Annotated in this window: 30 protein-coding genes; 14 read left to right on the forward strand and 16 right to left on the reverse strand. The window is 68.2% G+C overall.

Annotated elements, in window-relative coordinates; all coding sequences use genetic code 11:
- The first annotated feature begins 57 nt into the window (after positions 1-57).
- From ACFY1E_RS29125 to ACFY1E_RS29165, 9 genes are all read left to right on the forward strand, one after another.
- Positions 58-576, forward strand: a complete 519-nt coding sequence (locus tag ACFY1E_RS29125) for a DUF6907 domain-containing protein (RefSeq protein ID WP_389080705.1) — start codon at positions 58-60, stop codon at positions 574-576.
- Positions 577-691: 115 nt separating this feature from the next.
- On the forward strand, positions 692-1,471 hold the full coding sequence (locus ACFY1E_RS29130; protein WP_389080708.1) for a DUF6907 domain-containing protein: 780 nt from the start codon (positions 692-694) through the stop codon (positions 1,469-1,471).
- Positions 1,468-1,665 carry a hypothetical protein gene (locus ACFY1E_RS29135; protein WP_389080710.1) on the forward strand — a complete coding sequence of 66 codons (198 nt, stop codon included), beginning with the start codon at positions 1,468-1,470 and terminating at the stop codon, positions 1,663-1,665. The genes ACFY1E_RS29130 and ACFY1E_RS29135 overlap by 4 nt, the downstream gene beginning before the upstream one ends.
- Positions 1,662-2,402, forward strand: coding sequence for a hypothetical protein (locus tag ACFY1E_RS29140; RefSeq protein WP_389080712.1), 741 nt, complete (start codon positions 1,662-1,664; stop codon positions 2,400-2,402). The genes ACFY1E_RS29135 and ACFY1E_RS29140 overlap by 4 nt, the downstream gene beginning before the upstream one ends.
- Positions 2,399-2,572 carry a hypothetical protein gene (locus ACFY1E_RS29145; RefSeq protein WP_389080714.1) on the forward strand — a complete coding sequence of 58 codons (174 nt, stop codon included), beginning with the start codon at positions 2,399-2,401 and terminating at the stop codon, positions 2,570-2,572. The genes ACFY1E_RS29140 and ACFY1E_RS29145 overlap by 4 nt, the downstream gene beginning before the upstream one ends.
- A complete protein-coding gene (locus ACFY1E_RS29150; protein ID WP_389080717.1) occupies positions 2,569-2,889 on the forward strand; it encodes a hypothetical protein in 321 nt (106 codons plus the stop codon). The genes ACFY1E_RS29145 and ACFY1E_RS29150 overlap by 4 nt, the downstream gene beginning before the upstream one ends.
- Before the next feature lie 14 nt (positions 2,890-2,903).
- Positions 2,904-3,074, forward strand: a complete 171-nt coding sequence (locus ACFY1E_RS29155) for a hypothetical protein (RefSeq protein ID WP_389080720.1) — start codon at positions 2,904-2,906, stop codon at positions 3,072-3,074.
- A gap of 13 nt (positions 3,075-3,087) precedes the next feature.
- Positions 3,088-3,264 (forward strand): DUF6257 family protein, encoded by a 177-nt coding sequence (locus ACFY1E_RS29160; protein ID WP_389080722.1) that lies wholly within the window; start codon positions 3,088-3,090, stop codon positions 3,262-3,264.
- An 87-nt stretch (positions 3,265-3,351) separates the two neighbouring features.
- A complete protein-coding gene (locus tag ACFY1E_RS29165; protein ID WP_389080724.1) occupies positions 3,352-5,478 on the forward strand; it encodes a cell division protein FtsK in 2,127 nt (708 codons plus the stop codon).
- A 227-nt stretch (positions 5,479-5,705) separates the two neighbouring features.
- On the opposite strand, the gene cyaB is transcribed toward ACFY1E_RS29165, so the two are convergent.
- On the reverse strand, positions 5,706-6,260 hold the full coding sequence (cyaB, locus tag ACFY1E_RS29170; protein WP_389081069.1) for a class IV adenylate cyclase: 555 nt from the start codon (positions 6,258-6,260) through the stop codon (positions 5,706-5,708).
- Between the two features lie 23 nt (positions 6,261-6,283).
- Entirely contained in the window at positions 6,284-7,135 is an 852-nt protein-coding gene (locus ACFY1E_RS29175; protein WP_389080727.1) for a helix-turn-helix domain-containing protein, read from the reverse strand.
- A 168-nt stretch (positions 7,136-7,303) separates the two neighbouring features.
- Between ACFY1E_RS29175 and ACFY1E_RS29180 the strand changes: the two genes are divergently transcribed.
- Genes ACFY1E_RS29180 through ACFY1E_RS29190 form a run of 3 tightly spaced genes read left to right on the forward strand, consistent with a single transcriptional unit; the run spans position 7,304 to position 8,105 of the window.
- Positions 7,304-7,696 (forward strand): DUF6415 family natural product biosynthesis protein, encoded by a 393-nt coding sequence (locus ACFY1E_RS29180; RefSeq protein WP_389080729.1) that lies wholly within the window; start codon positions 7,304-7,306, stop codon positions 7,694-7,696.
- Positions 7,693-7,923: a hypothetical protein gene (locus tag ACFY1E_RS29185; RefSeq protein WP_389080732.1), complete on the forward strand. Its 231-nt coding sequence runs from the start codon at positions 7,693-7,695 to the stop codon at positions 7,921-7,923. Before ACFY1E_RS29180 ends, ACFY1E_RS29185 begins: the two co-directional genes overlap by 4 nt.
- Positions 7,920-8,105: a hypothetical protein gene (locus ACFY1E_RS29190; RefSeq protein WP_389080734.1), complete on the forward strand. Its 186-nt coding sequence runs from the start codon at positions 7,920-7,922 to the stop codon at positions 8,103-8,105. The genes ACFY1E_RS29185 and ACFY1E_RS29190 overlap by 4 nt, the downstream gene beginning before the upstream one ends.
- Positions 8,106-8,231: 126 nt before the next feature.
- Here ACFY1E_RS29190 and ACFY1E_RS29195 read toward each other — a convergent pair whose 3' ends face one another.
- From ACFY1E_RS29195 to ACFY1E_RS29255, 13 genes are all read right to left on the reverse strand, one after another.
- On the reverse strand, positions 8,232-12,749 hold the full coding sequence (locus tag ACFY1E_RS29195; protein ID WP_389080737.1) for a phage tail tape measure protein: 4,518 nt from the start codon (positions 12,747-12,749) through the stop codon (positions 8,232-8,234).
- Between the two features lie 115 nt (positions 12,750-12,864).
- Entirely contained in the window at positions 12,865-13,164 is a 300-nt protein-coding gene (locus ACFY1E_RS29200) for a hypothetical protein (protein WP_389080739.1), read from the reverse strand.
- Positions 13,161-13,451, reverse strand: a complete 291-nt coding sequence (locus ACFY1E_RS29205) for a hypothetical protein (RefSeq protein WP_389080742.1) — start codon at positions 13,449-13,451, stop codon at positions 13,161-13,163. Before ACFY1E_RS29205 ends, ACFY1E_RS29200 begins: the two co-directional genes overlap by 4 nt.
- Positions 13,448-13,651 carry a hypothetical protein gene (locus ACFY1E_RS29210; protein ID WP_389080744.1) on the reverse strand — a complete coding sequence of 68 codons (204 nt, stop codon included), beginning with the start codon at positions 13,649-13,651 and terminating at the stop codon, positions 13,448-13,450. The genes ACFY1E_RS29205 and ACFY1E_RS29210 overlap by 4 nt, the downstream gene beginning before the upstream one ends.
- Before the next feature lie 494 nt (positions 13,652-14,145).
- Positions 14,146-15,570 carry a phage major capsid protein gene (locus ACFY1E_RS29215; RefSeq protein WP_389080747.1) on the reverse strand — a complete coding sequence of 475 codons (1,425 nt, stop codon included), beginning with the start codon at positions 15,568-15,570 and terminating at the stop codon, positions 14,146-14,148.
- Between the two features lie 549 nt (positions 15,571-16,119).
- Positions 16,120-16,317 carry a hypothetical protein gene (locus ACFY1E_RS29220; protein ID WP_389080749.1) on the reverse strand — a complete coding sequence of 66 codons (198 nt, stop codon included), beginning with the start codon at positions 16,315-16,317 and terminating at the stop codon, positions 16,120-16,122.
- Positions 16,314-16,484 carry a hypothetical protein gene (locus ACFY1E_RS29225; RefSeq protein ID WP_389080751.1) on the reverse strand — a complete coding sequence of 57 codons (171 nt, stop codon included), beginning with the start codon at positions 16,482-16,484 and terminating at the stop codon, positions 16,314-16,316. Before ACFY1E_RS29225 ends, ACFY1E_RS29220 begins: the two co-directional genes overlap by 4 nt.
- A gap of 603 nt (positions 16,485-17,087) precedes the next feature.
- The gene (locus ACFY1E_RS29230) at positions 17,088-18,497 is read right to left on the reverse strand and encodes a phage/plasmid primase, P4 family (protein WP_389080753.1); all 1,410 of its coding nucleotides are present in this window, start codon (positions 18,495-18,497) and stop codon (positions 17,088-17,090) included.
- Positions 18,494-19,372 carry a bifunctional DNA primase/polymerase gene (locus ACFY1E_RS29235; protein WP_389080755.1) on the reverse strand — a complete coding sequence of 293 codons (879 nt, stop codon included), beginning with the start codon at positions 19,370-19,372 and terminating at the stop codon, positions 18,494-18,496. Before ACFY1E_RS29235 ends, ACFY1E_RS29230 begins: the two co-directional genes overlap by 4 nt.
- On the reverse strand, positions 19,369-19,569 hold the full coding sequence (locus ACFY1E_RS29240; protein WP_389080758.1) for a hypothetical protein: 201 nt from the start codon (positions 19,567-19,569) through the stop codon (positions 19,369-19,371). The genes ACFY1E_RS29235 and ACFY1E_RS29240 overlap by 4 nt, the downstream gene beginning before the upstream one ends.
- Positions 19,566-19,736, reverse strand: coding sequence for a hypothetical protein (locus tag ACFY1E_RS29245; RefSeq protein ID WP_389080760.1), 171 nt, complete (start codon positions 19,734-19,736; stop codon positions 19,566-19,568). Before ACFY1E_RS29245 ends, ACFY1E_RS29240 begins: the two co-directional genes overlap by 4 nt.
- Before the next feature lie 107 nt (positions 19,737-19,843).
- Positions 19,844-20,065, reverse strand: coding sequence for a DNA-binding protein (locus tag ACFY1E_RS29250; RefSeq protein WP_389080763.1), 222 nt, complete (start codon positions 20,063-20,065; stop codon positions 19,844-19,846).
- Entirely contained in the window at positions 20,062-20,265 is a 204-nt protein-coding gene (locus tag ACFY1E_RS29255) for a helix-turn-helix transcriptional regulator (RefSeq protein ID WP_389080765.1), read from the reverse strand. Before ACFY1E_RS29255 ends, ACFY1E_RS29250 begins: the two co-directional genes overlap by 4 nt.
- Positions 20,266-20,317: 52 nt before the next feature.
- On the opposite strand from ACFY1E_RS29255, the gene ACFY1E_RS29260 reads away from it, so the two are divergent.
- Positions 20,318-20,962 (forward strand): helix-turn-helix domain-containing protein, encoded by a 645-nt coding sequence (locus tag ACFY1E_RS29260; protein ID WP_389080768.1) that lies wholly within the window; start codon positions 20,318-20,320, stop codon positions 20,960-20,962.
- Complete coding sequence (gene xerC, locus ACFY1E_RS29265; RefSeq protein WP_389080771.1) at positions 20,955-22,142, forward strand: tyrosine recombinase XerC; 1,188 nt, start codon at positions 20,955-20,957, stop codon at positions 22,140-22,142. The genes ACFY1E_RS29260 and xerC overlap by 8 nt, the downstream gene beginning before the upstream one ends.
- Positions 22,143-22,478: 336 nt before the next feature.
- Here xerC and ACFY1E_RS29270 read toward each other — a convergent pair whose 3' ends face one another.
- Complete coding sequence (locus ACFY1E_RS29270; RefSeq protein WP_389080773.1) at positions 22,479-23,261, reverse strand: SGNH/GDSL hydrolase family protein; 783 nt, start codon at positions 23,259-23,261, stop codon at positions 22,479-22,481.
- Positions 23,262-23,323 lie beyond the last annotated feature (62 nt).

A 23,323-nucleotide genomic window follows, 5' to 3' on the forward strand; every position in this document is an offset into this window, starting at 1 on the left:
TGCTCGCAACACCGATACGGGGCCTGACGGATCTACCTGAGCTACCAGGAGACCGCTATGGGACAGCTTCCCATGAGCACGCCCGCCAACTGCTACGAGCTGCCGAAGCCGCGTCCGGGTCACCGGTTCGTGCCGGCGAAGGTCGGCGCCACCAACGACACGTCCGTGATCGTCCTGATCGAGTGCCCGACGTGGTGCTCGTCGGAGGAGCACCTCAGCGAGCCGGTACGTGAGCTGTCGGACGTCATGCACCGCGGCCCCGTGGCCTCCGTGAACGTTCCGACGTTCGGGTACGGCGCCTACCCGGTCCAGCTGCACGCCTGGGTCGAGGCCGACCCGGTGGCTTCGGACATCGAGTACCGGCAGGCCCACATCGAGGTGCAGGACGCCGGGGGTAACGAGTTCTGCCACCTCACGCCGGACATGGCGGAGAAGCTGGCGGACGAGGCGATCGGATTCGCGTCGGAGCTGCGCCACCAGGCGCGTATCGCCCGCTTGGCGAACCAGACGGTCGGCGACTCGGACCCGGACATGGACGAGGCGCTGCGCCAGGTCCGCCAGGGTGGTGCCGTCTGATGCCCAGGCGTAACCAGAACGTCGACACCCGGCGCGTCCGTCTCACGGTCGACCTGCTGCCGAAGCGTGACGCTCGCCGTCTCGCCGTGAAGGCCCGCCGCCGGGGGTGGACCGCGTGAGCGCTGTCGAGCGCCGCTTCCCTGCTGCCGCCAGGTTCCTCGCCGCCGAGCGCGGCGAGGGCCCGGCCCCGCTGTACGGGCCGACGGAGAGGCAGAACGTGCACGATGACCAGCCGAAGCCTCACGTCGTGGTGCGCGTCGATTTCCTGATGTCTCGCTTTGAGCTGTTCGCGCTCCTGGCGGACGGCTACGCGACGACGAACATCGAGCGCAGTCCGGACGACATGACGGTCGAGCAGATCCGGTCCGACGTCGAGGCGGCCTGCGCGGGCATCTCCTCGCTGGAGTTGGACGCCCTCGTCGAGACGGTGGCCGGCCAGATCGAGCGGGGCGACCATCCGGAGCAGATGCAGGCCCTGCGGCGGGCGATGGACCGCGCGTACCCGCTGCGGTGGGAGCCGGAGGAGCGGCCCGTGCAGCGCCCGGAGTACGGGGACGGCACGGTCACGCTCGACACGCTCGACGCCGGCCGGATCACCGTCGACGAGCCGGTCTGGTGCACGGGTCACGACGGCGAGCAGATCGTCGACCGCGTCGATGTGACGCACGTCGGTGTGACGGTGACCGGCGAGTACGCGGGCGTCGAGTTCCTGCCCGCCCGGATCGCCTGGGCGCCGTTCGCCGTCCGCCAGTCGGAGATTCTCGTCGACGTCGACGAGTTCCCCGGCATGACCCCTGACGAGCTGCGTGAGCTGGGCGCCGAGGTCGGCCTGCACGCCGGCCGCCTCTACTCCAAGGCCAACGAGCTGGACCGGCTGCGGAGGGCGGAGTCGTGAGCCGCTACGTCCAGATTCCGCGGCCGACGGAGCACGCAGCCTTACGGGCCTGCGAGCGCACGCCGCGGCCGACTCCCTCGATGCCGGCGATCCTCGCCGACCTGCTCACCGCGCAACGGCTCGGCGACCACGAAGGCATCTGCCTGCTCGCGTGTCGCGCCGCCCGAGTGTCCCAACTGGAGGTTGGGCAGTGAAGAACGACGTTCTGAAGTGGGCCGCCCTCGCGGCGGCCCTGGTCGCCACCGCGTCCGCCGAGTACGAGTTGGCGCGCGCGGTCGGCTTCAACGAGTGGGTTGCCGCGGCCGTGCCGGGCGCCCTCGACGTCTACACGGTCCGGGCGATGCGCGCCCACAGGGACGTGCTTGCCGCGGTCGTGGCCATGATCGGCGTGAACGCGGCGAGCCATCTCGTCACGGCCGGCCTGCTGCCGGTGAACGTGCCGCTCGTCGTCGCTGTGTCGGCAATCGCCCCGCTCGTCCTGTGGCGGGTGCACGCTCTGCGCGTCGAGGAGGTCGCCACTACCGACACCCTCGTCGAGTACGCGGCGGCCGTCGAGGTCGAGCGCGTACCCGCCGAACCTGAGACGTACCCGGCGCTGCCGGAGCCTGTACCTGCCGTACCCGAGGCCGTACCTGAAGGCGTCCGCCTGCTTCCCGTTTTCGAGTGCCCGGGAGAGCTGCACCGCGCCCTGCGTACCCGCCCCGAGCTTGAGCCCGAGGACGTACCTGAGCCGTCCCTCACGGACCGGTATACGGCGATGGAAGTGGGCTGGGCGGCCGAGCAGTTCAAGGACGAACTGACCGCTGGAGAACTGCCGTCCATCCGCGTCATCAAGGAGCGGCTGAGCGTCGGCCAGCCCAAGGCCAAGGAGTTCCAGGAAGCGTTCCGTGAGGCTCTGCCGAAGCTGGCAGGTCAGGGGGTGTCGTCATGAAGTGGCTGCTACTGGGTGCCGTCCTGGCCGCCCTGCTGCTCTACCCGGCCGCGCTGACCGTCGTGGCCGCAGTCGTGGCCTGGCTCCTCGCCAAGCCCATCCTGCTGGCATTCGCCGCCGGCCTCGCCCTCCGCCCGCACCTTCCCCGGCTGCGCAGGTGGGCGCGATGAGCGACGACGCCCTGAAGAAGGCCCTTGAGGCCGTCTCCGAAGCATCCAAGGACTCCAAGCAGTTGGAGATTGCGCAGGCCGTCCTGATCGGCCAGGCCATCGCTCAGGCGATGCAGCCGCAGCAGCCGGCCGCCTGCCAGCACCAGCACCGTGAGCCGGTGAACGTCGGCAAGTGGATCGGCCTCGCCCTGGCCGTGGGGGTCGGCTCCATCGGCCTCGCCCTGGGCTTCCTCGCCGTGGCGATCGCCGCCCCGTGCGCGACGGCTTGCCTGATCATCCTGCGCTCGATGTGGCGCGACTACCTCAACAACCACTGACTAGGGAGACCCCAATGACCAGCAAGTTCATCAACGACAAGGTCGCCGAAGTCCTCGCCGCCAAGGAGCGCGGAGACGTGCAGGGCGTCGCCAACGCCATCAAGGAAGCCCTCCTGGAGAACGACGGCAACCTCACCGCCACGCTCCAGCAGATGAACGCTGCCGCCGACCAGCAGACCCGCTGACCAGGAGGAACCCATGGCGGATGACCTGAAGTTCTCCGACTTCACCCGCGGCGAGCAGCTGCACCTCGTCGCCCTGCACGCCCGGATGGCAAAGCGCGGGATCGCCGGCCCCACGGTCGACCTGAGCGACCTGCAGCGCAAGGTCCGACGCATCGAGCAGCAGGCCGAGCGCCGCAAGAACAAGAAGTAGGTACGCCACGGGGCGGCCGTACCCGGCACAGGTACACCGGCCGCCCCGTGCACCCGATCACCCCTTGGAGCAACCGGAGATCACATCATGACCGACCTTCACGCCCCCGCCAACGTCGAGGAGCCAGGTACGCCTGTACCCGTCGTACTCGACAAGACAGGTACGCCGGGTACACCCGTACCCGAGGCTGCCGAGACTGAGGTACGCCCCCGGCGTCGTATCCGTATCGACTCGCTGCGCCGCATCTTCGTCGACGCCCGCCAGCACCCGACATACCGCTTCACAGTCCGGCACGGCTCCTACGTGTGGGGCGGTACTCGCGTCCTCGCCCGCCGTACCTGGGAGGCCCGCACCACCGCCATGCACCACCGGTTCATGAGGATCGCCGAGGCGGCCGGCAACGAGGAGATGGTGACCAAGTGGGAACAGCGGGCCTATGCCTACCGGTTCGCCCGGCACAAGAGGCGCATGGACCTGCTGCAGCTGGCCATCAACCTGCCGAAGGCCGTGTTCAGCGCGGTCGTGTCCGCCGGTGGGCTGCTGCTGATGCTGGGCATCATGCTCGCCTGGTACCGGCACGACGTCCGTGACGTGCTGGCCCCGCTGAACGCGGCGATCGAGTTCGTCGGCTGGGTGGCGTTCCTGGCCGGCGTCATCTGGGAGCCGCTGCTGTACTCGGCGCCGCTGCTTGCCCTGCTCGGCGTGTGGTCCGTGGGTCGTGCCCAGCGGACCGCGCCCACGTGGGCGCTTCCCGTCGACGGCGACGAGCGGGACGTCGTGCCTGATGAGAACGCCATCATGCGCGCGCTGCAGAACCTGAACCTTCCGCCGCTGAACAAGGCCCTCAAGGAGGGCTGGAAGCCGCGCTGGGTGCAGCCGTCGACCCGGTCGGGGAACGGCTGGCATGCGCAATTGCAGTTGCCCGAGGGCGTGCCCGTCGAGATGGTCGCCGACAAGAAGTCGACGCTGGCGCACAACCTGATGCGCAAGCCGATCGAGGTGTGGCCGACGGAGCCGCGCGACCAGGCCGGCGTGCTGGACCTGTGGGTCGCCGACCCTGGCGTCCTCACCAAGCCGGTACCGCCCTGGCCGCTCCTGAAGGAGGGAACGACCGACTTCTTCCGCGGTGTGCCCGTCGCACTCAACGCCCGCGGCGAGCAGGTCATCGGCCGGCTGATGGCGGCGAACTATCTGATCGCCGGGATCATGGGATCCGGTAAGTCGTCGCTGGTTATCGCCCTGCTGCTCGGCGCGATGCTTGACCCGCTGGTCGAGATCGACGTGCACGTCCTGGCGTTCAACAACGACTACGACGCGATGCGGCCCCGGCTGCGGAGCCTGGTCAAGGGCGACGACCCCGAGCATGTCGTTGCGGCCATGGACACGCTGCGTGCCCTGGCCGGAGAGGTGTCCCGCCGCGGGCAGGAGCTGGAACGCATCGGTACGGACACCAAGGTCACTCGCGAGATGGCGGAACGCGACCCGTCCATGCGTCCCCGGATCGTCGTATTCGACGAGGTCCACGAGCTGTTCACCAACAAGGAGCACGGCAAGGAAGCCAAGGAACTGGCGCTGAAGGTCACCAAGAAGGCCAGGAAAACGGCCATCACGCTGCTGTGGATCACCCCCGATGCAGATGCGGCGAGCCTCCCGCGCGGGATCTCCAAGACCGTGTCCCACCGGGTCGCGTTCGCCATCAACGATCACCAGGGCAACGACGCGATCCTCGGCACCGGCATGCACAAGAACGGGTACTCGGCGACGACGCTGGTCGCGGGCGAGGACCAGGGCACCGCGATGGCGGCCGGTTTCGGCAAGACCCCGGGCCTGATCCGCTCGTACTTCGTGCGGAAAGAGGCAGGCATCGACGAGATCACCCCGGTCGTCGAGCGCGCCCTGAAGGCGTACAAGAACGACGGCGGCACGTGGGAGGTGCCCACCTTCGCCCCCGCCGACCATCTCGCCGACATCGCCAAGGTGCTCGGGCACGACCCGAAGATGCTCACGCAGGACGTGCTGCGCGGCCTGCAGGATCTCAACCCGGTCGAGTACGGCAGCTGGTCGTTCAGGAACCTGCGGAGCGTCCTCGACGAGGCCGGCCACGGCGAGTACAAGACCGGCGGACGCCAGCACGTCAGCCTCGACCGCATCCTCGAAGCCATCGCCGCCCGCGACGAGGACGCTCCCGACGACGAGGGAGGGGCCGAGGACTGAGGGAGTTCTCCCTACCCGCCTCCCCACCCTGCCTCCCTGTACATGACCTGCGGAAATGGCCATTCAGGGAGGCAAGGGAGGCACCGTCAGAGAGACGTCCAGACCCCCGGAAACGGGGTGTTGGCCTCCCCTCTGATGCCTCCCTCCCTGCTCGTTTCACGACCAGGCCTCCGGCCCGCGCCCGCACTCCACCGGGCACGGTACGGGGGCCTTTCGTGTTTGTGAGGTCAGCGGCGCTGTGCGGCGACCGCGTCCGTATACAACTCCCGCGTTAGATCCTCCGGGCCGATCCCGAGGTCCGCGAGCACAGCGCGGACATCATCGAGGGCCGCGTTCACCTGGTCCTCGTCGACGAGGGTCTCGACTTCGAGGAAAGTGCCGTCGAGCTCGGGCACTTGCACGAGCGTGGCCAGCAGTTGCCGGCCGTGTGCCTCGAACTCGTAGTTGCGGCAGCGCTTCTGGAAGGCGATGACCGGCACGTAGCCGAGGCCCTGCAGGATGGCGTGCGCGGCTTCCGAGTCGGCGACCTGCGTCTCGTGCTCGGGCTTCGACCCAGACTCCTCGTCAACGGCCGCGTCCTTGAAGGTGAGGACCGTGCGGCGGCCGTCAGCGCCGTGCACGGTGCGCACCCGCAGCTCCTGGTCCGCCTTCTCCAGAGCCCCGTCACCGCGGTCGTAGTAGGTGTCCTGGTAGACCTCGACGCGCGCCGTCGCCCGTTCGTCCAGCTGCCGCAGCACCGCCTCGGGGGCGTGCACGCGTGCCTTCAACTCCGCTTCGATCACCGGCCGGTCTTCCCTTCTCCTGGTCACACCGAGCGTTCCGCTCCGTCGACGACCGCCTCGAACATGCGCCGAAAGCCCCGGTACAGGGGGCCGTGCGGCGTCGCCATCACCTTGTAGGTGGCCGACTCGTGGCCTTCCCATCCCGAGTCGAAGGCACCGACGAACATCGTGTCGTCGGTGTGGATGAGCCGCCAGGTGGGCAGCATCCTGTATCGCCACACGCCGATGTCGCAGGAGTCGGCGAGCTCCCGCAGTCGCGCCTCGGCCAGCCGGACACCGGACGCAAGGGACTCGGCAGACTCGCCGATCTCGGCCGCCCGGCGTACCAGGGCGTCGCTGTCCGGGTCGAGGAGAGCGATCCGGACGCGGAGCCCCTTGCCGCCCTGTTCGCGTGGGAGACAGGCGCGTAGCAGGCTGTCGTTCAACCCGATCAGTCCGAGGCCGCGCACGGCGAGGACATCCAACTCCTGTGCCTCACGGGCGTGCTGCTGAATCTCCTCAGCCGCAGAGGTCTGCGCGGCGTACACACGCACGACTTCCGGGAACGCGGCGAGATCGAAGGCCACACCGCCCGCACGCTTCTCCCTGCTGGCGGCGAGGCCGAGCAGATGCCGGGCGTCGTCGGGCATGTGAAGGCCGTCCGCGATCCGCTCGTACACGTCGAGGCGGGATACCTCACGGCGGCCATTGATGATCTCGTTGACGCGGGCCTGCGTCATCCCGGCCGCAGCGGCGATACGCGCCTGACTCGCACCGGCGTACTGCTGCACGCACCGGAACACGGCGCCCATGTCCCGCGCCCGCAGCGCCTGCCGTACCTCGGCGCGCTCCCATGCCCAGTCAGGCAGTTCGATCGGCTGGAGTGCTGTTCCCATGGCGCGGCCCCCCGGTATCGCGGACGGGATGGAAAGCCATCCCACAGTGAGATTACCGGTGGGGGATCGAGCGAACACCATGCGTCACAAGATCCTGACCAGATGACATAACCCCGGCGGCCGCGCGAACGGCCCCGGGCGTGGCCAACGCTTTGAGGGAGCGCCGACATGGCTACAAGTACCACGCACCCGCCCGCGGCGGCAGGACAGGAGCAAGCCCCGCCGGATATCGAGACGATGCGCGAGACCGTGAGCCGTCTGCTGGATCCGGACGGGATCCCGGATGTGCTGCCGCCGGTCGGCGCCGAGCTGGAGACGGTCACCCAAACGGTGCGCGGCCATCTCGAACTGATCATCCCGGATGTCGAGGAAGCGGCCCGGAAGCTGAATCCGGGGAGCGTCGTCCGCTACGGCGCGCTCGGGGTGGTGTGGGAGGCGCGCAGCAGGCTCGAAGCCGAGCCCTGCCGCAGGTACGGCGGTCCGGTCGGTCACGCTCGGCGCCTGGCCCGGGTCCTCAACGCGCTGTGCGACCACTACGAGCAGTTCGGCGGCCGGCGATGACGCCCGCCCTGCACATCTGCCGGGCCTGCGACGAGCCGATCACCGACCCGGATGACGCCGTCCTGGTCGGCTACGAGGCAGGCAACAGCGGCCCCGGCTGGGACGTATGGGCGCACCGCGAGCACGCCGAACTCGTCGTGCCGGACCCTGCCCCGATCCGCGTGCTCGCCCGAATCCTGATCCACCACGCCACGCGGCACCCCAAAGCACCAGGAGGCACCTCGTGACCTCGTCCACCGAACGCCGGACCGACACCGACAAGCCACGCGGAGAGCAGGCGTCCCTGGCGGCCGGCAGGGCCGCCGGCTACTGCTGGACCCGTAACCCGCACGGTCCCGGCCGCTGCACCTGGCCGCCGCACAGCTCGGGCTCGCACAAGGACGTGTACGCGCACACCGAGTGGCGTTAGACGCCCGTACCCGGCGCGACGGTGTGCCGGGCACGGGACAGCCCGCCCGTCCTCATACCCCGTGATCTCCGGGGGCGGGCGGGACCAGGCCCCGGCCGGACGCCGATCCCGGCCGGGGCTTTCCCATCAGCGCCGGCCGACCTTTGCCCGGAAGGCCTGCGTGCGCTCCGAGGCCTTCACCTTCGGCGTGACCCGGACGTCGATCAGGTCCTTCAGCCGCTCGTCGTCGAAGTGGACGTGCACATCGGTGCCTTCGAAGGACTCCAGCGCAGTCGCCACCCGCTCCCACAGACCGTCATCCTGCCGAGCGCCTGAACGGCCCGCGGTGGGCACGTAGCGGCGCCGCAGCGAGACACCCATGGACGTGTCCGCGAGCCGCTGCGCGGAGGATCCGACGAGGTGCCCGTGAGCATCCATGCCGGCGACCCAGCCGAGCACCACCTGCTTGCCGACCTCGTCGCGGAAGACACCACTCGGGCTCTTGATCTTCAGGGCCTTCTTGATGGCGGCGATGAGATCCTTGGCGAGCTTCGCCATCTGCTTGCCCAGGGCCTTTTCCTGGCTCTTCAGGCCCGCCAGGAAGCCCTTCGAAGCATCCTTGCCACTGTCGTACATCATGTCGGCCATGTCCTTGCCGAACGACGTGGCCAGCTTCCCGCCGGACGCCATCAGCTTGTTCAGCTTGTCGATGTCCGTTGTGGTGACGTTCTTCGCGCCGAGGATGGTCGCGAGCTGGCTGCCCGGACCCGCGTCGGAGAGCTGCTGCAGCAAGTCCTTGCTGGCGCCCCGCGCCTTCAGCGACTTCGACAGAGCGACAAAGCCCGAGGCAGTCTTCTGCTGTGCGGTGGCCTGCGAGATGAGGCTACTGACGTCCGTGGCTGACGTACCGGAGATGCTCAGGAAGTCGCGGATGTTCGAGGCCTGGTCGGCGGCATACTGGTTGGCCTCAGCGATGCGCTTCTGGATGGCGGCCCGCTTGTCGGCGAGCGACTCCAGTTTGGCGCCCCGCTTCTGGATGCTCGCCGCGGTCCGGTTGAACCCGGCATTCAACAGTTTCGTCGCCAGCGACTTGATCGCTGAGGCGATAGCCGATGACGTGCCGGTCTCCAGCTTCTTCAGCAGGCCGGTGGCGATGGTGTTGCTGATCGACGTCTTCGCCGACCGCTGGGCGTTGCGCAGGGCGATCTCGGCGGCCTTCAGTTCCTTCCGTGCCGCCTCCAGCCGCTTCTCGGCTGCGGCCACACCCTTGTGCCGGCGCTTGGCGTTCGCGAGGGCGTCCTTGGCGTCCTCCACCCGCTGCTTGTCGCGGTGCACGCGGTCCGCGGCGTTCATCAGGGTGCCAGACGCGTAGCCGGGCAGTTTGATCCCGTGCGTCTTGGCGAACGCCATGGACTGCGGGTGCGACAGGACGTCCTCGCCGCCCTTGAAGTTGACCAGCTCCGGGCCCTTTTCGCCCACCCAGGCCAGGCCCCTGGCGGCGCCGCCGGTTCCCTTCGCGTACCAGTGCGGAGAGCGCGAGAGCCACGCGCTGTAGGCGTTCATCGGGTTGCCGTAGCGGGACGCGATGTAGCTGAGGCCCCACTTGATCTGCGTGGAAGGGTTGGTCTTCCAGTCGGAGCCCGCCGACGCCATCTTGCTCGCCGGGAGCGCCTGCGGGATGCCGAAGGCGCCCGAGCTCTTGTTCAGGGCCGTCTCGGACCAGCCGCTTTCACCGTTCCACAACTGCTTCAGGGCAGCCCACTGCGGGCCCGACCAGCCGCGTGCAGCAGCGAGGAGCTGGCCGATCTGCTGATTCTTCGACGAGCCGCCCCCGCCGCCACCCAGCCCGAGCAGGCCGAGCAGGTCTCCCCCAAGGCCGCCGAGCGCCTTGAGAGCCTTTGAGCCGAGGTTCTTCGCCGAGATGAGCCCATGCTTGATGAAGCCGCCCAGCGCGTTGGGCAGGCTCCCGAACACCTTCTGGGCGATCTCCTTGGGGTGGGTCTTGGCCATACCCATGACCAGGCCCTTGGTGAGCGACTTACCGATCCGGATGAACACCTTCGACGGCGAGTTGATCCCAAAGTGCCGTTTGACCCAACTGACGATCGGGTCAACCACTGCACCCTTGACCCAGCTCCCGATGCCTTTCATAGCGCCGGTGATGCCAGTCCGCAGGCCGATGATCAGCGCCCGCCCCTTGGAGACGAGGAGGCTGCCGCTGTGGGCGAACGGGCCCTTGAGGGGGTTGATGACGTGCGAGCCGATCCAGCCGCCGATGGTCTTGCCGACAGACCAGACGCCGGACTTGAGGCCCGCCACCATGGCGCTTCCCCGGCCGGGCAGCCACGAACCGCTATGCGAGAAGGGGCCCCGGACCGGGCTGATGATGTGGTCGACGATCCAGCCGCCGATCCCCTTCACTGCGCCGACGATGCCGCCCTTGAGACCGGAGATCAGATTGCGGCCGATCCCGATGAACACCTTCGAGGGGGACGCGATCCCGAACCCGCTTTTCACCCAGTTCACGACGGGATCGACCACGTGGCTCTTGAGCCAGCTGCCGACGTCCTTCATGCGAGACCAGATGCCGGACAGCAGCGACTTGGCCAGGTTGAGGCCGGTGTGCCACAGGGTGAAGCGGCCGAACACCTTCAGCGTGAACCGGATGAACCGGTTGCCCATGCCGGGGATGTGCTCGATCAGGGCCTGGCCCATCTTCGCGGTTGCCTGGGCGCCCTTGCGGGCCAGGAGCCGGCCGAGGTCGCCGAGGCGGACGGGCAGCAGAAGCATCTGCTCATAGAAGAACCGGGCGATCCGCGGGAACCTGCGGGCGAACGCCTCGATGAACCGCAGGGCCAGCTTGCCCACGAACTCGTTGATCTTCAGGAAGATGGGTCCGGCCGCCTTGGCGAGCTTCTCTGCGAACGGGATCAGCTTGCCCCACGGGATGTGGTCGAGCGCCTCGCCCACCTTGCCCCAGGGCACCTTCGACAGGAGCTTGCCGGTGACGCCGACGACCTTGCCGATCGGCACAACCGATATCGCGGCGAGGATCGTGTCGAGCCAGTGCTTCTTCCAAAAGTCCTTGTGGAACAGGGGCTCGAAGAGGTTGTTGACGAAGCCGATCGCCAGGGGCAGGGCGATCGTGCCGAACTGCTTGCCGACGTCGACCCAGTCGATGGCGCCGATGGCCTGACCCAGCTTCTTCGCCAGTTCGGCGCCGTGCGAGACGATCCATTGAAAGGCGGAGCCGAGGCCCTTGCCGAGCACGGAGCCGAGATGGCTCCAGTCGATGTCTTTGAAGCCGCCCGCGATCGCGTCGTGAACCTGGGAACCGAGCTGCGCGGCGTCCGACTTCGGCGCGGCCAGCATCTTCGGCACTGCGGGCGCCTTCAGCATCGGCGTCGGCAGCACCGCCGCCTTCTGGCCGTGCAGACCGCCGAAGAAGTCCGAGACGAGGCCTTTCGCCTCGCCGAAACGGCGCTTGATGTCCTCGACCGGGATCAGCTTGCCGATCGCCCGGCCGAACCTGCCGGCCGCGGGCATCGCCGTGCCGGACAGGAACTGCACGAAGCGCGTCAGCGGCGGCAGCACCTTCGTGCCGACCCGAATGCCCATCACCTCAAGATTGGAGGTGAGCAGGTGCCACTGAGCCTCCGCTGTCCTCCGCTGCATCTTCACCGCGTCGTCGAACCGGCCCGTTGTCCGGTTGACCTGGTCCTGCTTTTTGCGCAACACGTCCAAGTTGTTGATGAGGGTGAGGATCGCCGACGAGGAACGGCCGCCACCGAACGCCCGCGAGAGCACCTGAGACTGCTGCGCGGCGGACATCCCCGACTTGTCGAGGTGGGTCTTCAGCAGGGAAATGGCGCCAATCAGACCGTCCTTCGACCGCATGGCATTCGCCAGCTGGATACCGCTGAGGCCGATCTTCTTCAGCTGCTTCTCCGCCGCCCCCGACGGGGCACCCAGCAGCGAGAACGACATGCGCAGCCGGGTCGCCGCGTCAACGGCGGGGATTCCCTCGTCGGTCATGAGGGCGAGAGCGGCACCGACCTGCTTCAGACTGAGACCGAACGTCTTGGCCGACGGCAGGATGCCCGTGCCGATGGCCTCAGTGAATTGCTCCATGCGCATGTTGCCGGCGCCGATGATGGCGTTCACGGTGGACACGGCCTCGTGGAAGCTGCCCGCGCCCTTGATGCCCGTCCGCCAGGCGCCCGCCAAGGCGTTCGTCGTCTCCTCCAACGACGAACCGCCCACCGCCGCCAGATCCGAGGCCTGCTTCAGCGCCTTCATCGCGTCGACGTTGTCCATGCCGACCGACTTCAGGTGGTACAGGGCTTCCGACAGCTGCTGCGGGCCCTGCTGGGTGACCCTTCCCAGCTTCAGCACCTGATCGGAGAGGACTTTGACGTCCTTCGCAGTGCCGCCCGCCTGCGTGGAGATCTTCGTCATCGACGACTGGAATTCAGCCGCCTGCTTCGCCGACTCGCCCAACCCCACGGCCAGACCCACCGCGAGGGCCTCGCCGGCAATCTTCGCGGTACGACCGAGCTTGGCCAGCGTGCTGTCCGTTCGGCCCGCGGCCCGGCCGATGCTGTGGAACGTCCTCGACGCCGCATCACGGGCTATGACGCTGTAGACGATGGCCGTGGAAGCCATGCCGCCTCACTTTCGGAAGTCTGTGAGGGGCGGGTGCAGGTACCGCTCGCCGAGAACGGGGTCTTGGCGGACCTTGCGCGCGATGGTTGAAGCGCGTTTGACACCCGCCCCAAGATCAGGGGCAGTTCAGACGGAGCTGCTGAAGGTGGTCGCGGCGCTGCCGGTGGGCCTCGGCGACCGCCGCACGCTCCCGCACAGCCGAGGGATCCTCACGGCGCTTCTCCAGCACGACCTGAACGGCGGACGGATGACCCTTGGCGGCGCCGTCCCGGACCGCATTCGCCTGGATCCAGTCGGGCAGAGCCGCAGGACTGTCGGGCGCTTCGCCCCAGTGCGGCGGGAACATGCCGCGCAGCGTGAGCGGGTTCGGCCCGTACAAAGGGTCGTCGCCGGCCGCGTACTCGACCCGGTTCATGACACTGCGTCCGATCGTGCGGCGGGCGGCAGATCCGCCTCGCTGACGTACCAGAGACGGCAGTTGTTGCCGAACCCGGGAACGCCCTCCCACGCCGGACGGACAACCGTCCGCTCGAACTCCGCACCCGCGGCAATCCCGGCCCGGCGGCCCAAGTCCTCGTACTCCAGGACGTGATTGGTGTTTCCCGCCTTGTAGCGCATGGCCATGTGGGCCTCGGACACCGCCTTCTTCCGGGCGGCCTCCCACGCTCGGCACGCGTCGAGGAACTCTTGCCATTCCGTCACGGCCGCCCCCCATCGCAGGAACGCAGCTCCACGGGAGCGGCGGCGGGCAGGACGTCGGGGATGCGGAGACGGCCGCGCTCGAGGGCCAGGCGCACGACACGGACGGCCCTGTCGAGCTTGGCGGGGTTGTCGAGCGCGCGCTCTGCGGCGTGCCGCTGTACGGCCGCCGTGGCTGCTGCTGTTCGGGGAACGTCGGACATGAGAAAGGCTCCTCATCGAAGACCGCGCAATGTGCGCTGCTGTCTCGACGGGAGCCCGCTCGCCACCACACCCGAAGGTGCCTCAGGTGAACCAAAGGTTTCACCTGCCGGCCGGCGCCTTGTCGCTACCGGCGGCCGAGCAATATCAACTTCCGCGTTACGCCACAGTCCGTTGTGTGCTTCACCGAATCCAGAGCGGCTACCGACCGGTGCCCCAAGTCGGTGCCGTGGCAATTCGGCTACGCGGTCCAAGACCGAGAACGCCTAACTGAGTTGACGGTAACACGCCCCGTCACTCCGACAACATGCGCAAATTCAGTTGGGTGGGTGCCGGCCGGGGATCCCGCCAGGACGAGAAACCCGGCCGGCACAGGCCGCGCGAAAGGCGTCGCGGCCATACGGGAACGGGTGCTGCCGCCGGACCCGAGAAGTGCCATCCCGGGGGCACGCCAGCGGCGCGAGAATGCCCAATCCTCGACACCCAAACCCGCAGGTCAGAAGCTCGGAGCCGCCAATCCGGAGCCAGTGATCTCAACTACGCTTGCGGGATAGCGCGCAGCGGTGAAGGCCAGATAGCCGTAGCACTGGAGTCGTACAGTCAGCGTCCCGGAGCCCACATCCGGCAGGACGCGGGAGCGGATACCGGACTCGAAGAGCAGCAGGTCGCTCGCACGCACGACGTGCACGACGTCCTCGTTGGTGCCCGCGCCGAGCGCCGTCGGCATCGACGGGTCCGTCACCACGGGCAAGCCGTGCATTTGGCCAACGACCTGCTGGGCCGCCACCGCGCCGAGCGTGGCCGCCGCGTTCTGCGGGTTGCCGCTGTCGGGGACGACGAGGGGCCGGCCATTGGAGTCGGACGCAGCGAGCAGGTAGGCCCACCGGCGCGGATGCATCACGATGACCGACGGCGGGGCGAACCGCAGGGTGTGGATCCGCTGCACCGCATCGGCGATCTTCGAATACAGCTGCGACACGGTCGGCGTCGCCGAGGTGTACGTGATCGTCGTGATCCCGGACGTGCTCCGGACACCAGTCACCTGGCCGGAGCTTCCGCTGCCGCTGATGACCTGCAGATCCAGCTTCGTCGCGTAGTCGGCGACCAGGTCACGGAACACGATCTGATCGAACGAGATCGGCGACTGGTCGAGCAGCTGGATCGCCACGTCCTGCTGACCGGCGATCGTGCGGACCGGAGCGGTCACCGAAGTGTCGGTGAGGTCGGTCTCGGCGACCGCGCCGTTGTCGGCCGTCTGGATCGCCGTCGCCGTGCCAGTCGCCATCTTCGGAATGTTGATGGAGTCCGTACCGGCCGGAAGGGGCTGCGTGTTGCACAGGTTCGCGTAGGCGCGGCCGGCGCGCGCCAGCTCGACGTACTGGCTCATCAGCCACAGCGGCGGAACCGCGTAGCCGCCAGCCCCGTCGGTGCGGGACAGGTCGCGGTACTCGGGGCTCGCAGCGGCCTCGGCGACGTCGCGGGCGTGCCGCATCAGACGCTCCCGGGCCTCCCCGGTCGTGTCCATGTTGAGCTGCAGGCGAGCCAGATCCTGCAGGTAGCTGCGGCCGTTGCCCTGCTCGTAGGTGCGGCCCTCACGAACCGACTCCACACGGGTACGGGCACGCTGCACCGCGAGTGCGCCGTCCGTCAGCGTGGCGGACCGCTCCGCCTCCTCGGACAGCTCCTGAATACGCTCGTCGAGGTGCTTGAGTTCGGAGTCGAGGTGCTTGATGTGCACGGTGAACTCGCGGAACTCGGCATCCTCTTCGGGGTGCAGGTAGTCGCGGCGCTCCTCCTCCGCCAGGTCCGTGATGGCCTTGCGCTTCGCGAGGGCGCGTTCGCGGTTCTTCGCGGTCTGCTCGCGCTTCGCGACGAGCCGCTTGAACATCGCGTCGGTGTACGGGTCATTCTTGACAGGCACGGAAAACCCCAGATGGGACGCGCATCGCGGTTCCCAGTGCCAGGGCTTCGGTGATGCTGGATAGACGGATTCGTCGTCCAGTGCCAGGACTCGCTCAACATCCGTGCGGCCAGTGCCAGGCCTGCCAGCAACCCCCAGTGCCAGGGGAGTTGCTCAGATGGAGCTGAGATCAAGGTACGCCCGAGATCGCAACAACGGAAGTGCGAACCGTTCCGCCGAACCGCTTGACGGGAAAACCCGCAGGTGAGAGGCTATTCAGCAAGGAAGAGAACGCCCCCGGCGAGGCGAAAGCCACCGGATGAGAGCGACTTCCAGCGAATCCCTCCCGAAGATCCCCGAGAAGCCCCGAAGGGCTCCAGCCGCATTCTCAAACCCGTACAGGTTGCGAGCGGCGTGTGGGCGGGGTCAGGGAAGATCCACCAGCAAAATTCCGATGTTCATGATCATCCGCCCGTGGCGTTTTTTGCGCGGGGGGAGAGGATTTTTAGGTGTGGGCGGGTCAAAAGAGACCTATGTCAAAAATGCCCAATTCGCTCCATTGTGGTGCGTTCACCTGCGCTCTTGCCCATCCCGGGCGTGCTCGCAGTCCGCCCTGTGCTCGATGGCGACCAGGACGTGCCCGCGGTCGTCGGTGTCCAGCTGCGCGGGTCCTCCGCACTCCGGGCATCGCGGGTCGATGGCGATGCTGGCGACGGCGGCGAGGATGTCCCTGCCGGCCATCTCGACGTCGACGTGCCGGCGCTTCATGTCGCGGTCCGTCGTACTCGGCTGCGCATCTTGCTGCTGCGCCTCGTTGCCCACCACTGCCCTCGGGCGAGGGCGTTGGCCTGCCTGCTGCTGCGCTGCTCGTCTCGTCGCCTGCTCTGCTGCGCCCGCTGGTCGAGTAGGGCGCGCATGCGCTGCTGGTTCGTCATGCTGCCGTGTCCTCTGGTAGTTGGAGGTGGGCGCACTGCCCACCGTGTACGTCACTGCACTGGGGCTGTCGTCGGATGCGGCAGAGCCAGGCGCCGCACCCGCGCACGCAGGGCCGGCCCTTGCCTGACGGCAGTGGGCGGTCGCATACGGCGCAGCGCCGCTGTACGCGCTTCACGCCTGATCCTCGGCAACCGTGGTCGTATCGCCACGGTTCGGCTCAGCCGTGGGGCTCTGCCCCGTACCTGCGTTGCCGTCTGCACCACGCAGGTTGGCGAGCTTCTGTGCGTGGCGTGCTGCTAGCCCGCGCCTGCGTGCGGCGGCGAGGTCGGCGCGCTGCCGTCGCATGTCCTCGGTCCGGCGCCTGGCCGCGGCTATCCGCGCCGCGACCGCCTGCTCGACGTGACTGACCACAGTTGCTCCCGGTGGGTGGCTGGGGTGGGTGGGGTTGAGCATCTACGGGCGAGGGGTGGGGTGGCCCGAGGCCGGTTGCCGGGTGGTGGGTGGTGGGTTGTGGCGGGTTTTCCGAAACTCCTATACGCGCACACATGGAAGGTTTTAGGGAGACCCACAACAACCCACCACTCTCACCACGTTTCCGCAGGTCACGCCGCTTCGTCCTCCTCGTCGCCCGCGAGCATCAGACCGAGCCAGACGGCCCCGATGTTGCGGGCCTTCTTCTCGAAGCCGCGGGCCTTCATGGACGTCGCGAATGCGACTTCGGAGCCGATCTCGTCGGGCTTGATGCCGCTGTCGTGGCACCACTTGGACCACGCTTGGAAGAGCTCCCTGGCGCGGACGTAGCCGTGCGCTCCGGGGATGGTCCGCTCGTTCAGGAAGCGGCCGAGGGTGTCGCTGTCGGCCTTGTACTGCTCGGTGCGGACCCGTACCGCCTCGGGCGGGTTGAGGCCCTGCTTCTGGTAGTCGATCCATCCGGCGTAGGCCCATGCGAGTACGGCCTCCGTCGCCCGCTTCAGCCGCTCGGGGAGTTCGCCGTCGCGCTCCTCCTCCGGGATCACGACGTCGAAGGGGACGACGAGGATGCGCCGCCATACAGCGGGGTCGTCGCCGCTGACGGCCGGCAGATGGTTCGTCAGCATGACCAGGGTGTGTGACGGGTCGAAGGTGATCGGGTTCTTGTGCATGAGGTTGGCTTCGATCTGGTCGCCGCCGACGAGGCGTTTCATGGTGGCCTCGGCGAACTTGCGGCCCTTCTCCGTCTCGGAGCAGAAGGCCAGGCGGGCGCCTCGGAGCCGCATTTTGAAGGCTCCGTGCCGCTCGTGCTTGGACTCCATGAGCAGGGCGGGGTCGACCTCGATGCAGTAGTCGCCGAACGCGGCCATGAGGGCGTCGCGGAGGGTGCCTTTGCCGTTGGCTCCGGTGCCGGTGAAGATCGGCATGACGTGTTCGGTCTGTTTGCCGAGCATGGCGTAGCCGAACAGCCGCTGCACGAAGGCCCGGACGTCCTCGTCGGGCAGGATCCGCTTGAGGAACGCTTCCCACTCCTCGTTGCGGTCCTCGCCCATGGCGCCACCGGCGACCTTGGTGATCAGGTCGTTGCGGTCGTTGTCCTTGATCGTGCCCTCTTGCAGGTCGACCGTTCCGGCCGGCGTGTTGAAGAAGTACGGGTCAGCGTCCAGCGCCCGCGAGGCAGTTGAGATCGGCTTTAGCGCGCTGGCCAGCTTCAGCATGCCTTCGATGCCGGAGGCGCTCTCCGACTTCTTCACGTCGGCGTACAGGGCGTCCCGCTGCGGGGACTTGTCCATGCGGAGGACTTCGGCGAGGGCTCGCTTGGTGGTGCTGATGGCGGCCTCGACGTCGATGCGTTCCTCGTCGAGCTTCCAGCGGGCACCGTCCCAGTGGTGCCAGCCGATTCCGTGGACGTACCGCAGGGCGTCGGAGTGCTGCTCCAGGAAGCGTTCAGCCATGCCGAGGTGTCCTCCGTGGGAGTTTCTCGGCAGCGGTACGACGCGCAGCCTGGGGGCTGCGGCCGGCTGGGTGTACGGCTCGGTCACGCGCCCACCTTCTTTCGGGCTGACGAAACGGTGTTCTCTGCCGCGCGCTCACCCAGTCCCACCCCGACAGCCGCCGAGATGAGGGCACCCTCCACCTCGTCGGCCGCGAGATGCTCATTCCGCACGTGCTCCCATGCCCGGCAGGCAGCCCAGAACAGGCGGTCGTTCCGGGCCCCTTGGGCGGATGTGGCGACGAAGTTGACCAGGCCGTCGAGGACGCTGCCGCGCGGGCTGGCTACGCGCCGTGGGAGTGGCTGCCGGAAGGTGGGTGCTGGCGGAGGGATGAGCAGCTGTAGCAGCTGCTCGGGGATGGGGTGAACGGTCGGCTCCGTCGTGGTGATGTGGTGGATGACGTACTCGCCGGTCCTGCCTCGGCTGCCGGGTCCGACGAGATATCCGCGGGTGCCGCGGACGTCGATTCCGGGGGCGACTCTGCTTGCCGAGTTCGGGACAGAGGTCCCAGCGGGACCCGTGAACCAGAGGTGCAGGCCGCCGGACGGGGTGCAGACGGTCACGGTCTGGGGGATCGTGAACCCATGCTTGGCTGCCAGCTGCAGCAGCTGCTCGACTCCGTCGACGCCGTTCTTCCGGTCGAGGTCGATGCCGATGAGCGGGAGCGGTCCGGCGCCGCAGGCGACGCCGTATCCGGCTGCGTGGCGGGCCTGTTCGAACCCCATGCGAATGATGTCGGGGCAGGTGCTGGCGTCGCCGACGCCGTGGCCGAAGGCTCCGCACTCGTGCAGGCCGCTGCAGCGGTGGTCCTTGTCGTGCGGGGACGGGATGGCGGGCACCTTGTTGCGGGACAAGGGGAAGACACCGAAGCCGCGCTCTGCGGCTTGCAGGGCGTTGTCGAGGGCGTTCTGCCAGTTGTTCATGCGGTCGCCTCCCGGAGTGCGGGGATTCCGGGCCCGGGTGGGATCTCGGGGAGTCCCTGCAGCGCGCGAGGCGTGTGCATCGGGGAGCGGCAGCCCTGGAGGTACCGGCGGATGGTGTCATCGCTGCGGCAGTACCGCTGTTCGGATCCGATCCAGTGGCCGCACTGGGTGTTCGGCGGCGTGGTGCTGTCGTTCATGCCGCCCCCTTGGCCTTGCTGGCGAATTCGAGCAGGTAGACGACTCCGCAGGGGGCGCGGCGTTCGCCGAGGCCGACGTGCCGGTGCCAATCGCGGCAGTTGGGGCAGCGGGCCGCGAATTCGGTCCGGCCGGAGGTCTGTACGGGAACGGGGCGAGCTACCGGCATGTCTGAGGGCTGCGCTACGGTGGCATGGACAGACCTGCTGCGTGCCGCCGTTCGGTCTTCTGGAAACGCCCCGGATTCCGCCCGGGGCGTTTCTGCGTTCTGGGTCATCAGGCGGCCTCGGTTCCTCCGCTGAGCAGGCGCACGAGGTCGGCGGTGATGACGACGTAGCGGCTACCGAACGGGATGATCTTTACGGGGCTGTCGCCAGCCTTGATGCGCTCGTGCAGGTGGCTCTTGCTGCAGCCGAGGGCCTGAGCGGCGAGCGGCACACTGACCGTGGCTGGCCACTTCCGGATTTCGGCGAGCGTGGGCTGAGATGACTTGCTCACGCGGCCTCCTGAGGGCTGATGGTGTGCTCGTCCAGCCAGCGCTCGATGGCGCTGCGGCGGTACTTGATGCGGCCACCCCTGCCGGGCGTGGTCTTGATGTAGTCCGGCCCCAGCCCCATCCAGCGCCAGGTGGCGAGCTGGCTCGGGGTGAACGGGTACTGCTCTGCCACCTGCCGTGGAGTTAGGAACTCCTCGGTCATTTATACCTCCATGCGCGTTGAATTTAGGTTCACGTGAACCTAGACTTCTCCCATGGAGACGAAAGTATCAGACAGTTCGGGGTCAGGAAAGATTCATCTGACCCGTACTCTGTTGCGCATGGCTGAGGAGCAGAAGAGGCGCCGGGGCGCCGTAGAGATGGGACCCACGGCGCTGGCGGTGGCCGCCAACGTCCGCCGCATTCGGGACGACGTCCGTGGATGGTCTACCTACGAGTTGGCGGGCCGACTGACCAAGGTGGGGCGTCCGATCGCGCCCTCTGCGGTCTCGAAGATCGAGCGTGGCGAGCGACAGGTGACCGTCGATGAGCTGGCCGCTCTTGCCATCGTGCTCGGCGTCAGTCCGTCAGCGTTGATGCTCCCCTTCACGGATGGGCCCGACAGTCCAGTCGCCGTCACGGGCGCCGGTGATGTGCCGGCGCTAGCGGCCTGGGAGTGGGCAGATGGCCGCACTCCCTTGAAGTTCGACCCCTCTCGCCATCCCGAGGATCAGTGGATGGAGTACACCCTGTATGGGCGGCCGGCATGGCTGCGCCCGCTCCGGCCTGGGGGTGAGCAGTACAGCGCCGAGCAGATGAAGGCGTACCGCGAAGAAGGCAAGGTGCAGGGCTCGTTCAACTGGGACGAGAAGGGCGAGCCGGTGTGGAAGTACCCGCCGGCCAGGAGTACCGATGGCTGAGCCGAAGCGGATTGTCCTGGCGAGCGGGAAGGTTCGTTACCGGCTGATGGTTGAGGCCGGCCGGGACGAGAACGGCAAGCGTATCCAGATCACGGTCACCAGGAACACGGCGAGGGAGTGCCGGGAGGAACGCGACCGGATCCTGCATCAGCGGGCCGCTGGCACGCTGATCGTCCCCAACAAGATCACGGTGGGGGAGTGGCTTGACCAGTGGTTGGAGTACAAGCGGCGGGACGTCGAGGAAACGACGATCCGCTCCTACCGGCTCGCCCTGGTGCACGTCTACGAAGGGCTCGGGCACATCCGGCTGCAGGAGCTCAGCGAGGACCACGTCCGCGAGTTCGTCGACGAGCTGGTAGCCAGCGGCCGGCGCGCGGGCGGCGAGAAGGGCACCCGGCTGGCGATATCGACGGTCGAGGGAGTCCTCATCCGTCTGCGCGGCGCCCTCGCGCGGGCCGTCGTCCGCAAGCTGGTCAGCGTCAATGTCGCCTCCCAGGTGCGGCCGTCGCTCGCCGACAAGAAGACCGACAAGCGTGAGCGGGACCGGCCGAAGCCGTGGACGGTCCCAGAGGTGCAGACGTACATCCGGGGCATCGAGGGCGACCGCCTGTTCGCGCCCCTCCTGCTGAGCTTGATGGGGCTAAGGCCTGCGGAGGTGTGCGGGCAGCGCTGGAAGGATCTCGACCTCGAGGTTGGTCTGCTCTCCATCACCATCACCCGGACGATGATCGGCAACGTGCGCGTACTGGAGAAGGACACCAAGACCGCATCCGGCGAGCGCTCACTGCCGCTCCCGCGCGGCCCATGGGACGCCCTGCTGGCGTTCCAGCGGCGCCAGCTGGCCGAGAGGGAGGCTGCGGGGGAGGCGTACACCGACACCGGGTACGTCGTCGTGAACGAGCTCGGTATCCCGCTGAACACGCGCCAGCTGCGGGAGCACGCCTACCGGCTCATGCGCCGGCTCGGGCTGCGTCAGGTGCGTCTGTACGACGCCCGGCATGCTGTGCTCAAGGCGCTCGCCCTGAGCGGAGTCCCTGACGTCATCCTGGCGGCCTGGGCGGGCCACACGAACGCGGCTTTCACCAAGCGGAAATACGTATCCATCGAGGCCGAGGACATGAGAGGCGCGGCGGCGGCCCTGGACGCGTTCCATGGCCTAGATCAAAAAGCCCTGGGGTGAGAAATTGTGAGATTCGATCTCTCTTGGAACGTCGCTCATGCCGCATGACCTGCACAGATCTGTGGCACTGTAGAACAGTGTACGGATTCTACTGGCGATTCATGCAGGCCAGCGCCGCGGGTGCGTTCGGCGGAACCTACGAATGTTCTCGCCCCCGCCGCCCCTACCCGTCCCGATCCTGGGGGCTGCCGCCCCCAGACCCCCGCTTTCGGCCTGAACGGCCTCGTCCTCAAACGCCGGACGGGCTGAAAAACTCAGCCCCTCCGGCGTTTGAGGAGCGGGGGTCCGGGGGCTGGCCCCCGGATCGGGACGGGAAGGGGCGGCGGGGGCGAGACCCTACGTCGCCGGGCCCTCGTACGGCAGGAGTTCCGGGCGCTTGGCCGGGCGGCCGTCGCCCGAGGAGCGGCCCGTGAGGCGGCGGCCGATCCACGGCAGCAGATGCTGCCGGGCGAAGCGGACGTCCGCCACCCGCCGCGCGGTCCAGCCCGGAGGCGGCGTCGCCGCCATGGGCGCGTGCCAGTCGGCGTCCTCGGGGTCGTAGCCGAGCGTCTGCCAGACGGCCTCGGCGACCCTGCGGTGCCCTTCCGCCGTCAGGTGCAGCCGGTCGACGTCCCACATGCGCGGGTCGGAGAGCGACGGGGCCCCGTACAGGTCGACGACGACCGCGCCGTGCTGCGCCGCGAGCTCGTCGACCGTGGCGAACAGTTCCTCCATGCGCGGCCGGAAGCGGTCCAGGACCGGCCCCTGGCGGCCCGGGCTGCGCATCAGCACGAGCTGCTTGCAGGCGGGGGCCAGCCGCTCCACGGCCTCGGTGAGCAGCCCCCGTACCCGCCCCATGTCGCACTTGGGCCGCAGGGTGTCGTTGAGGCCGCCCACCAGCGTGATCACGTCGGGCTGCATGGCGGCCGCCACGTCGACCTGCTCGTCGACGATCTGCCCGATCAGCTTGCCGCGCACCGCGAGGTTGGCGTACCGGAAGCCGGGGGTGACGGCCGCCATCCGGCCGGCGAGGAGATCGGCCCAGCCCCGGTAGGAGCCGTCGGGCAGCAGGTCCGACATGCCCTCGGTGAAGGAGTCGCCGACCGCGACCAGGCTGGTGTGTATGGGGTTCTTGTGCATGGCGGAAGAGATGGTATCCCGGTTCCATACCCGCCGGTCGGTCGGCCCTGCGCTCCCGCCGG

The sequence above is a fragment of the Streptomyces sp. NPDC001604 genome, from assembly GCF_042893475.1.
GTDB lineage: Bacteria > Actinomycetota > Actinomycetes > Streptomycetales > Streptomycetaceae > Streptomyces.

What these genes read in the sequence shown, in the direction of transcription:
- ACFY1E_RS29125 (WP_389080705.1), top strand. Translation starts at nt 58, where the DNA reads ATGGGACAGCTTCCCATGAGCACGCCCGCCAACTGCTACGAGCTGCCG.
- ACFY1E_RS29145 (WP_389080714.1), top strand. Translation starts at nt 2,399, where the DNA reads ATGAAGTGGCTGCTACTGGGTGCCGTCCTGGCCGCCCTGCTGCTCTAC.
- ACFY1E_RS29150 (WP_389080717.1), top strand. Translation starts at nt 2,569, where the DNA reads ATGAGCGACGACGCCCTGAAGAAGGCCCTTGAGGCCGTCTCCGAAGCA.
- ACFY1E_RS29155 (WP_389080720.1), top strand. Translation starts at nt 2,904, where the DNA reads ATGACCAGCAAGTTCATCAACGACAAGGTCGCCGAAGTCCTCGCCGCC.
- ACFY1E_RS29160 (WP_389080722.1), top strand. Translation starts at nt 3,088, where the DNA reads ATGGCGGATGACCTGAAGTTCTCCGACTTCACCCGCGGCGAGCAGCTG.
- ACFY1E_RS29165 (WP_389080724.1), top strand. Translation starts at nt 3,352, where the DNA reads ATGACCGACCTTCACGCCCCCGCCAACGTCGAGGAGCCAGGTACGCCT.
- ACFY1E_RS29175 (WP_389080727.1), bottom strand. Translation starts at nt 7,135, where the DNA reads ATGGGAACAGCACTCCAGCCGATCGAACTGCCTGACTGGGCATGGGAG.
- ACFY1E_RS29180 (WP_389080729.1), top strand. Translation starts at nt 7,304, where the DNA reads ATGGCTACAAGTACCACGCACCCGCCCGCGGCGGCAGGACAGGAGCAA.
- ACFY1E_RS29185 (WP_389080732.1), top strand. Translation starts at nt 7,693, where the DNA reads ATGACGCCCGCCCTGCACATCTGCCGGGCCTGCGACGAGCCGATCACC.
- ACFY1E_RS29195 (WP_389080737.1), bottom strand. Translation starts at nt 12,749, where the DNA reads ATGGCTTCCACGGCCATCGTCTACAGCGTCATAGCCCGTGATGCGGCG.
- ACFY1E_RS29200 (WP_389080739.1), bottom strand. Translation starts at nt 13,164, where the DNA reads ATGAACCGGGTCGAGTACGCGGCCGGCGACGACCCTTTGTACGGGCCG.
- ACFY1E_RS29210 (WP_389080744.1), bottom strand. Translation starts at nt 13,651, where the DNA reads ATGTCCGACGTTCCCCGAACAGCAGCAGCCACGGCGGCCGTACAGCGG.
- ACFY1E_RS29220 (WP_389080749.1), bottom strand. Translation starts at nt 16,317, where the DNA reads ATGAAGCGCCGGCACGTCGACGTCGAGATGGCCGGCAGGGACATCCTC.
- ACFY1E_RS29225 (WP_389080751.1), bottom strand. Translation starts at nt 16,484, where the DNA reads ATGACGAACCAGCAGCGCATGCGCGCCCTACTCGACCAGCGGGCGCAG.
- ACFY1E_RS29235 (WP_389080755.1), bottom strand. Translation starts at nt 19,372, where the DNA reads ATGAACAACTGGCAGAACGCCCTCGACAACGCCCTGCAAGCCGCAGAG.
- ACFY1E_RS29240 (WP_389080758.1), bottom strand. Translation starts at nt 19,569, where the DNA reads ATGAACGACAGCACCACGCCGCCGAACACCCAGTGCGGCCACTGGATC.
- ACFY1E_RS29245 (WP_389080760.1), bottom strand. Translation starts at nt 19,736, where the DNA reads ATGCCGGTAGCTCGCCCCGTTCCCGTACAGACCTCCGGCCGGACCGAA.
- ACFY1E_RS29255 (WP_389080765.1), bottom strand. Translation starts at nt 20,265, where the DNA reads ATGACCGAGGAGTTCCTAACTCCACGGCAGGTGGCAGAGCAGTACCCG.
- ACFY1E_RS29260 (WP_389080768.1), top strand. Translation starts at nt 20,318, where the DNA reads ATGGAGACGAAAGTATCAGACAGTTCGGGGTCAGGAAAGATTCATCTG.
- xerC (WP_389080771.1), top strand. Translation starts at nt 20,955, where the DNA reads ATGGCTGAGCCGAAGCGGATTGTCCTGGCGAGCGGGAAGGTTCGTTAC.
- ACFY1E_RS29270 (WP_389080773.1), bottom strand. Translation starts at nt 23,261, where the DNA reads ATGCACAAGAACCCCATACACACCAGCCTGGTCGCGGTCGGCGACTCC.